Here is a 7,331-nt window from a genome sequence, read left to right on the forward strand (position 1 = left end):
CCCCCTCACCCCGTATGCAGTCGCAGTGTCCGTACTCCGCCGCCGGTGAGCAGTTCCACTATCCGTTCGCCGGCCGGCTTGCGGACGGCGGAGCCGCAGTCGGGGCAGGTGAAGGAGTAGAAGGTGGTGCGGCGGCTGCCGCCGATCGCCAGCCGCAGCGCGTCCGAGGCCAGCTCGAAGTGGCCCCGGCAGTCCGGGCAGGCCGCCTTGAAGATCACGGGCGCGGCCGGGGTGGTCACGGTCGTCATCGCACTCACAGCTCCCCTGCGGTTTCCTCGACTGTCCCTGTTCCGGGCCGCCGCTCAGCCGCCGTACGCGGCGAGCGCCCGCGCCGCCGCGTCCCGCGCGCTGTCCGCCAGCTCCTGCGGCGCGACGATCCGCCCGTCCCGGCCCAGCCGCAGCGCCAGGCGCCGCAGCGAGGCGGGCTCAGGGGTACGCAGGGTGATGCGCAGGCCCCCCTCGGGCAGCTCCTCGGCGGTGTCGTGCGGGTAGTACTCCGCGACCCAGCGGCCGCCGGGCCCCACCTCGATCACGACCTCCGGGTCCTCGGCGGCCGGCTGCACCAGCCCCTCGGACAGGTCCCGCAGCTCGATCGGCGGCGGGTCGGAGGGCGCGTCCAGCAGCTTGATCTCGGCCACCCGGTCCAGCCGGAAGGTGCGGCGCGCCTCGGAGAGCCGGCACCACGCCTCGACATAGGTGTGGCCGACGGCGAAGAGGCGGATGGGGTCCACCTCGCGCTCGGTCAGCTCGTCGCGGGCGGGCGAGTAGTACTTGAGCCACAAACGGCGGCGTTCGGCGATGGCCCGGTCCACGTCGGCGAAGACGCCACCCTCGGACTCGAAGGTGACGGACAGGCGGGAGCTGGCGCCCGCCGCCTCGCCCGCCGCGGCCTCCAGCTTGGCGGTGGCGCGCAGCAGCGCCTGCCGGTCGCCCTCGCGCAGGCCCGGCAGGGTCGACACCGCGCGCGCCGCGACCAGCAGCGCGGTCGCCTCGTCGGCGGCCAGCCGCAGCGGCTCGGCGACGTCGTCGGGGTTGTGCCACCAGATGCGGTCGCCGTCGGTGTCGATGTCCAGCAGGTCGCCGCCGCGGAAGCTCGTACCGCACATGGGCAGTACGTCGAGGTCCGCGATCAGCTCGTCCTCGGTGATGCCGAAGGCCCGGGCCACGTCGCTGACGCGGGCGCCGGGGCGCTCGCGCAGATACGTCACCAGGGACAGCATCCGGCGGGTCTGGTCGATGGCGTTGGTCGCCATGGTCTGGTCGCTCCCCCTCAGCCCTTGGCCACGGCGCGCAGCCGGTCCACCACGTCGGCCCGCAGCTCGGCCGGTTCCAGTACGACGACATCCGGGCCCAGCTCCACGAGCCAGGCGTCCAGCCCGTGCCCGTACGGGATCTCCAGCTCGTCCCAGCCCTCGCCCGCCTCGCGCACGGACAGGGCGCGGGCGCGCAGCGGGTAGCCGTGGTCGGCGCGCAGCTTGATGCGGGCGGTGCCGGTGGCGGTCTCCCCGGCCCAGCTCTCCACCGTCTCCCGTACGGTCACGTGGTCGGGCACCTCGGCGGTGAACTTGCCCGCGCGCGAGCGGACCTTGCCGGTGATGCGGGAGAGCCGGAAGACCCGCTCGGCCTGCCGGTCGCGGTCCCAGCCCGCCAGGTACCAGTGGCCGCGCCAGCATTCGAGGATCCAGGGCTCCACCTGGCGCTGCTCGGGCCGGGCCGCGTTGGCCTTGCGGTAGTCGAAGACGACCGGGCGGCGGTCCCGGCAGGCCAGCATCAGCGGCTCGAAAGCCGCCTCGTGGGCGGGGATGCGCGGCTCCAGGGCGCTGTGCGGCTGGGCGGGGTCGTACGGGCCCTCGTCCTCCGCCGCCAGCGGCATACCGGCGGCGCGCAGCTTCTGGAGCGCGCCGCTGGCCGCGCCCGCGAGCCGGGCCTGCTGCCAGATCTTCGCGGCGAGGCCGAGCGCGGCGGCCTCCTCGGCGTCCAGGGTGATCGGCGGGAGCCGGTTGGAGTCGCGGCGCGCGAGGTATCCGGTGTCCCCCTCCAGGCCCTCGACGGTCTCGATGACCATGCCGAGCTCCCGCAGGTCATCCTTGTCCCGCTCGAACATGCGGTTGAACGCGTCGTCGCCCGCGCCCGCCGGACCGTCCCCCGGGCCGAACGCCTCGACGTACGCCTCGATGGACCCGCGCAACTCCCGCTTGGTGAGCGGGCGCCGGGTCCCCAGCAGGCACAGCGCCAGGTTCATCAGCCGCTCGGCCTTGGCAATGGCCATCGACGCCCTTCTCTCTGTGGTCTCGACCGATGACCGTACCGCTACCGGGAGCCGCTTCAAAAGCCGAGGGCCCATACCCCCCGAGGGGGGCATGGGCCCATAAGGCTCGCGCCACGCACCGTGCCGGCGCCGCACAAGGACGTAACCGGCGTCCGGACACGGTGTCCGCGTGCGCGAAGATCAGCGCCGGACCGGTATCCGGTCGCGGACGCTGCGTCTGCGGCCGGTTCTCAGACCGAGACCAGGTCGCAGACGAAGATCAGCGTCTCGTTCGGCGCAATGCGGCCGCCACCGGCGCCGCGCTCGCCGTACGCCAGGTGCGCGGGGATGGTCAGCCGGCGGCGGCCGCCGACCTTCATGCCCTGCACGCCCTGGTCCCAGCCGGCGATGACCTGGCCGGCGCCGAGCTCGAACTGCAGCGGCTTGCCACGGTTCCAGCTGGCGTCGAACTCCTCGCCGGTGCTGAAGGACACGCCGACGTAGTGGACGGAGACGGTGTCCCCCGCCTTGGCGACCGGCCCGTCACCCTCCCACAGGTCCACGATCTCCAGATCGGCGGGCGCAGGGCCCTCGGGGAAGTCGATCTCGGGCTTGTCGATGCTCACGTGTGTGCTCCTACGAACGAATCGTTCTACAACGCGGGACAGTCTCGCAGATGGCCGGGCCGTGATCATCGCGGCGGGCGGCGTACGGCCCCGGCTCCCTCAGAACGTGTCGAGGATGTCCACCGAGAAGACCAACGTGTGGTTGGCCAGCTCGCCGCCCTGCGGGCTCGTACCGTACCCGTCCTTGGGCGGCACGACGATCTCGACACGGTCGCCGACGTTCTTGCCGACCAGGGCCTTGTCCCAGCCCTTGACGACCGCGTTGGTGCCGATCTGGAAGGCGGTCGCGCCGCCGTGCTTCCAGGAGGAGTCGAACATCTTGCCGTCCTCCCACTTCACGCCCGTGTACTGCGCGATCAGCCCCTCACCGGCCTTCACCTTCGGGCCGTCGCCCTTGATGAGCACCTGGCTCTTGGTCTCCTTGGGGGCCTTCTCGCCCTTGGGGACGGTGATCTCCGCGGGCTTCCGGCTCGGCGACTTCACCTCCGGCATACCGGCCTCCGGCGCCGCCTGCTCGCCCTTCGCCTCGCCGTTCTTGTCGGCCTTCTTGGCGGCGACCACGTCGACGACCCACACCAGGCCGTCGCTGGGCTTCACGCCCGCCTGCGGGTTCAGCTGGTCACCGATGAGCGCCTTGGCGGTGCCCTCGATCTCGAAGCGGGAGCCGACCTTCTTGCCCGTCACCGCCTCCATCACCTTCGTGGGCAGCTGCGGGGTCGCCTGACCGGCCGTGCCGACGGCCTGCATGCGCGGCGCCTTGGCGCTCGCGCCCGGCTGCTTGGCCCAGCTGCTGCCCAGCGACTGGCCCTTCGTCATCTGGCCCACGAAGTCCAGCCGGACGAAGTCGCCCTTCTTCACGGTCGCGCCCTTGCCCTCGGAGAGGGTCTTCACGACCGGTGTGTCCGACGGCTTGGCCTTCTTGTCGACCTTGATCTTGGGCTGCTCGCCGGCCTTGCCTTCCACCGACGCGACGCCCGCGTCGGAGCCCTCGTCGGACCCGCACGCGGCGGTGAACAGCAGGACGGGCACGGCGATCGCCGCGGCCGCGGCACGGCGGGTGTTCTTCGTGAGCTTCATCAGTCCAACTCGGGCTAGAGGGGTGGGTGGGCAATGCCCGCCACTCTACGACCTGACCCCCACCGCAATTCCAGAGACAACACGGCGGAAGACAACACGGCGGTGTGCCCCGGCACAAAGGCCGTTGACACACCGCCGCGCCGCGAACGGGTCACATTCCCGCGATGAGCTTCTCCACCCGGTCGTCCACCGACCGGAACGGGTCCTTGCACAGCACCGTGCGCTGCGCCTGGTCATTGAGCTTGAGATGCACCCAGTCGACGGTGAAGTCCCTGCGCTGTTCCTGTGCCCGGCGGATGAAATCGCCGCGCAGCCTCGCCCGCGTCGTCTGCGGCGGCACGGACTTGCCTTCGAAGATCTTCAGATCGTTGCACACCCGCGCCGCCTGACCCTTTTTCTCCAGGAGGTAGTACAGACCCCGGCGACGGTGGATGTCGTGGTACGCGAGGTCTATCTGCGCGACCCGCGGATGCGACATCGTGATGTTGTTCTTGGCACGGTAACGGTCGATCAGCTGGTACTTCATGACCCAGTCGATCTCGGTCGCGACCCGGTCCAGGTCCTCCTCCCGGATCGCGTCCAGCGTGCGGCCCCACAGCTCCAGGACCCGCTCGACGGTGCCCGTGCGGATGCCGCGGCGGTCGCAGAAGTCCACCGCCTTCTCGTAGTACTCCTGCTGGACTTCGAGGGCCGACGCCTCCCGGCCGCTCGCCAGCCGCACCTTGCGCTGACCGGTGATGTCGTGGCTGACCTCGCGGATCGCCCGGATCGGGTTCTCCAGCGTCAGGTCACGCATCACCGTGCCCGCCTCGATCATGCGCAGGACGAGGTCGGTGGCGCCGACCTTCAGCAGCATGGTCGTCTCGGACATGTTGGAGTCACCCACGATGACGTGCAGCCGGCGGTACCGCTCGGCGTCGGCATGCGGCTCGTCACGGGTGTTGATGATCGGCCGGGAGCGGGTCGTCGCCGAGGAGACCCCTTCCCAGATGTGTTCGGCGCGCTGACTGACGCAGTACACCGCGCCGCGCGGCGTCTGCAGCACCTTTCCTGCGCCGCACAGCAGCTGACGGGTCACCAGGAACGGAATGAGGATGTCCGCGAGCCTGGAGAACTCCCCGTGCCGCGCCACGAGGTAGTTCTCGTGGCACCCGTAGGAGTTTCCCGCCGAATCGGTGTTGTTCTTGAAGAGATAGACGTCTCCGGCGATTCCCTCCTCGTGCAGGCGGCGTTCGGCGTCGACGAGCAGCCCCTCGAGAATGCGCTCGCCGGCCTTGTCGTGGGTGACCAGCTCGGTCACGTTGTCGCACTCGGGAGTTGCGTATTCCGGGTGCGATCCCACGTCCAAGTACAGGCGGGCACCGTTCCGCAGGAAGACATTGCTGCTGCGGCCCCATGACACGACACGGCGGAAGAGGTACCGCGCCACTTCGTCAGGAGACAGGCGGCGCTGTCCCCTGAACGTACACGTGACGCCGTACTCGTTCTCCAGCCCGAAAATGCGGCGGTCCATGACTGAACATTACGCCTGATGGCCTGCTCTGAAACCGGGTTCGACAGTACCGTTTCGATCATTTTCCGCCTGGACGCCACTCACCGTACGCATCCCGGACGGCAGCAGAAAACGCCGCGCCGCGACCATCACCGCCAGCGCGGCCAGACCACCGCCGCCCGCGACCGCGAAACCCGCCGCCGCGCCGCCCAGCTCCACCGCCGGGCCCACCACTGACGTACCCACAGCGGCCCCCACCCCGAACGTCGTGACCAGCCACGAGAACGCCTCCGTCACCGTCCCCCGCGGCGCGTGCCGGTCCACCACGATGAACGCGCACGCCAGCGCGGGCGCCAGGAACACCCCCGCGAGCCCCGTCAGCGCCGTCATGCCCGCAACCCCCGGGACCAGCGCCAACGGCAGGTACCCGAGCGCCAGCAGCCCGATCAGCACCCGCAGCCGGGGCTCCGGCGCCCCCGGCCACTCCCGCGCCCCGTACACCACACCGCCGACCAGCGCCCCCACGCCCAGCGCCGACAGCAGATAGCTGGAAACCATCTGCCCGCCGTGCGTGTCGGCGTACGCCACCGCCGCCACCGCTATCGAACCCAGCGCGAGCCCCACGAAGAAGAACGACCCGATCAGCACGAGCATCCCGCGCGAGCGCAGCGCCCCCAGCCAGTGCGCCTCGCGCGGCGCGCTGCGCCACTGCCGGGACGGCGGCGAGACCACCACCGAGAGCGCGCCGAGCACCCCGAGGACGTTGATGACCAGCAGCGCCACCCGCTCGGACCACACCGCGACGCTCAGCGTCACCAGCAACGGGCCGACCGCGAACATCACTTCCTGCGCCACCGCGTCCAGCGCGTACGCCGCATGCACCCGCTCCGGGCGCTTCAGCACCCCGGGCCACAGCGCCCGCAGCCCGCCCTCCAGGGGCGGCGTGAAGAATCCGGCGACCACCATGGCCGCGTACGCCGGCCACAGCGGGTCGATGCCCACGACGGCCAGCAGAACCATGCCCAGCGCCGACAGGAGGGCCGAGGGCAGCATGACGCGCGGCTGACCCCACAGGTCCACCGCGCGGCCCAGCAGCGGCTGTCCTACGGCGTTGCAGAGGCCGTACACGGCCGAGAGCGCACCGGCCAGGGCGTAGCTGCCGCCCTCGGCGCGGGTGAAGAGGACCACCGCGAGCGCCGCCGTGGCGTTCGGCAGCCGCCCGATCAAGGTGCCGGTCAGCAGCCGCGCCGCGTGGCGCGTCCTGAGCAGCTCCGCGTATCCCGCGGCCATACCCGCCCCTCTCCGCCGGCCGTCCGGGCCGGGAGCCGGTCAGTGTTACGTATAACGTGACGCGTCATACGTACCATGGCCGCTGACCGCGGGTCCACCGCGGCACCGCACAGCACGTCGCACGAGCGGCACCGCACAGCACGTCGCACGACACGAAGGGGCAGCGCACCAGTGACCGAAGAGGGGGCGGCGCGAGCCGGGACACCGGCAGCGGAGGCCCGTACGACCGGCCGGACGGGGGCGGCGACACGGCCGGCCACAGCGCCCCTCGGCACCGAGGCCGCGCGCGTCACCAGCAAGGACGTGGCACGCGCCGCAGGCGTCTCCCAGGCGGCCGTCTCGCTCGTACTCGGCGACAAATGGCGCGGCCGCGTCTCACAGGCCAAGGCCGACGCCGTACGCACCGCGGCCCGCGAACTCGGCTACCGCCCCAACCTCGCGGCCCGCAGCCTCCGCCTCGGCCGCACCCGCACCGCCCTCCTCGTCGTCCCTGTCCTCACCACCGAATTCTTCGCCCGCGTCTACACCGGCGCCGCCCGCATCGCCGCCGACAGCGGCTTCGGCCTCGTCCTGTACCCCTCCCCCGAGGGCATCGGCC

The 7,331-nt window shown here is 71.4% G+C and carries 8 protein-coding genes; 1 reads left to right on the forward strand and 7 read right to left on the reverse strand.

The features are described from left to right. Positions 1-5 precede the first annotated feature (5 nt). From CCS38_RS01915 to CCS38_RS01945, 7 genes are all read right to left on the reverse strand, one after another. Entirely contained in the window at positions 6-248 is a 243-nt protein-coding gene (locus CCS38_RS01915; RefSeq protein ID WP_223731428.1) for a hypothetical protein, read from the reverse strand. A 54-nt stretch (positions 249-302) separates the two neighbouring features. Next, positions 303-1,253, reverse strand: a complete 951-nt coding sequence (locus CCS38_RS01920; RefSeq protein WP_223731429.1) for a helix-turn-helix transcriptional regulator — start codon at positions 1,251-1,253, stop codon at positions 303-305. A 17-nt stretch (positions 1,254-1,270) separates the two neighbouring features. Beyond that, entirely contained in the window at positions 1,271-2,269 is a 999-nt protein-coding gene (locus CCS38_RS01925) for a helix-turn-helix transcriptional regulator (RefSeq protein WP_223731430.1), read from the reverse strand. A gap of 230 nt (positions 2,270-2,499) precedes the next feature. Beyond that, the gene (locus CCS38_RS01930) at positions 2,500-2,874 is read right to left on the reverse strand and encodes an FKBP-type peptidyl-prolyl cis-trans isomerase (protein WP_223731431.1); all 375 of its coding nucleotides are present in this window, start codon (positions 2,872-2,874) and stop codon (positions 2,500-2,502) included. 99 nt (positions 2,875-2,973) lie between these two features. Then, positions 2,974-3,951 carry an FKBP-type peptidyl-prolyl cis-trans isomerase gene (locus CCS38_RS01935; protein WP_223731432.1) on the reverse strand — a complete coding sequence of 326 codons (978 nt, stop codon included), beginning with the start codon at positions 3,949-3,951 and terminating at the stop codon, positions 2,974-2,976. 151 nt (positions 3,952-4,102) lie between these two features. Then, entirely contained in the window at positions 4,103-5,464 is a 1,362-nt protein-coding gene (pafA, locus tag CCS38_RS01940) for a Pup--protein ligase (protein ID WP_030252024.1), read from the reverse strand. Positions 5,465-5,473: 9 nt separating this feature from the next. Then, positions 5,474-6,733 carry an MFS transporter gene (locus CCS38_RS01945; RefSeq protein WP_223731433.1) on the reverse strand — a complete coding sequence of 420 codons (1,260 nt, stop codon included), beginning with the start codon at positions 6,731-6,733 and terminating at the stop codon, positions 5,474-5,476. A gap of 171 nt (positions 6,734-6,904) precedes the next feature. Here CCS38_RS01945 and CCS38_RS01950 point away from each other — a divergent pair. Next, positions 6,905-7,331, forward strand: a 427-nt coding sequence (locus tag CCS38_RS01950; protein ID WP_372456963.1) for a LacI family DNA-binding transcriptional regulator, incomplete at its 3' end; no start/stop codon positions are given.

The sequence above is a fragment of the Streptomyces purpurogeneiscleroticus genome (assembly GCF_020024005.1).
In the GTDB taxonomy this organism is placed as follows: domain Bacteria; phylum Actinomycetota; class Actinomycetes; order Streptomycetales; family Streptomycetaceae; genus Streptomyces; species Streptomyces purpurogeneiscleroticus.